This is a genomic window from Deinococcus sp., assembly GCF_030523985.1.
Classification (GTDB): Bacteria; Deinococcota; Deinococci; order Deinococcales; family Deinococcaceae; genus Deinococcus.
This window is the reverse complement of record NZ_JAUNHK010000020.1, coordinates 33,094-34,326: the sequence shown is the minus strand read 5'-3', so window position 1 is coordinate 34,326 and position 1,233 is coordinate 33,094. Positions and strand designations below refer to the sequence as shown.

Genomic DNA, 1,233 nt, shown 5'->3' with positions numbered 1-1,233 from the left:
CCCACCGTGCCGAACGCCAGCAGCGCACTCAGCAGCGACAGCAGCAGCGGGGGCGAGCGGTTCACGCCGGACAGTGTAGAAAACTTTCGGCGGCTCCCTTTGCTCTCTGTTTTGCCCCTCCCCTGTAGACACCCGGTTACGTCATCCCATATACTCCGGCGAGGTTGTTATGCTTCTAGCAGAAATTATCAGTGTCGGCACAGAACTGCTGTTCGGAGAAATCGTGGACAGCAATGCCGCTTTTCTGGCCCGCGAACTGGGCGCACGGGGTGTCACCCTGCACCGCAAGACGGTGGTGGGCGACAACCTGGGCCGGGTCACCGAAGCGGTGTCGCTGGCCCTCTCCCGCGCCGACCTGGTCATCGTGGGCGGGGGCTTAGGCCCCACCGACGACGACCTGACCCGCGAGGCGATTGCCGCCGCACTGTGCGAAACCCCCGCCGAAGACCCCGAGTTGCTGGCGTGGCTGCGCGGGCTGTACGAATCGCGGGGCCGGGTCATGCCCGAGGTCAACCGCAAGCAGGCGTGGCTGATTCCGAGTGCCGAGGCGCTGCCCAACCCCGTCGGCACGGCTCCGGGCTGGTTCGTCCGGCAGGGCCAGAAGATAATCGTGGCGCTGCCCGGCCCGCCCCGCGAGATGCACAAGATGTGGCGCGAACAGGTGCTGCCGCGTCTGCCGCTGCCCACCCAGGCGCTCGTTCACACCACCCTCCACACCCAGGGCATCGGCGAGAGCAACGTGGCGGAGATTCTGGGCGACCTGACCCGGCAGGCCAACCCCAGCGTGGCGACCTACGCCCGCAAAACGGGTGTCGACCTGCGCGTGGCGGCGAGTGCGCCCACCGAGGCCGAAGCCCGCGCTCTGCTCGCGCCGCTGCTGGAGCAGGTGCGGGGGCTGGTGGCCCGCTGGACGTGGGGCGAGGACGGCACGACGCTGGCGGGTGCCGTGGGCGAGCGACTGGCGGGGCGCACCCTCGGCGTCATCGAGGCGGGGAGCGCCGGGAGCCTCTGCACCCTGCTGGCTGACGAAGCCGCCTTCCACGACGCCGCTGTCACTCAAGACCACCGCCGCCTGATTACGCTGGGCCTGACGCCCGTGACCCTGAAAAACGAGGGGCTGGTCAGCGAACAGGCCGCCCGCGAACTCGCCGCCGGAGCGCGGGAACACCTCGCCTCCGACGTGGGCCTGAGTGTGGTGCTGGACGTGAGCAGCGGGCAAGCGCACGTCGCCAT

The 1,233-nt window shown here is 69.2% G+C and carries 1 protein-coding gene; it reads left to right on the top strand.

Annotation, left to right across the window (positions count from 1 at the left end; all coding sequences use genetic code 11):
- Window positions 1-169: 169 nt before the first annotated feature.
- A partial coding sequence (locus Q4C89_RS05045; RefSeq protein ID WP_303101512.1) for a CinA family nicotinamide mononucleotide deamidase-related protein occupies window positions 170-1,233 on the top strand: 1,064 nt, incomplete at its 3' end.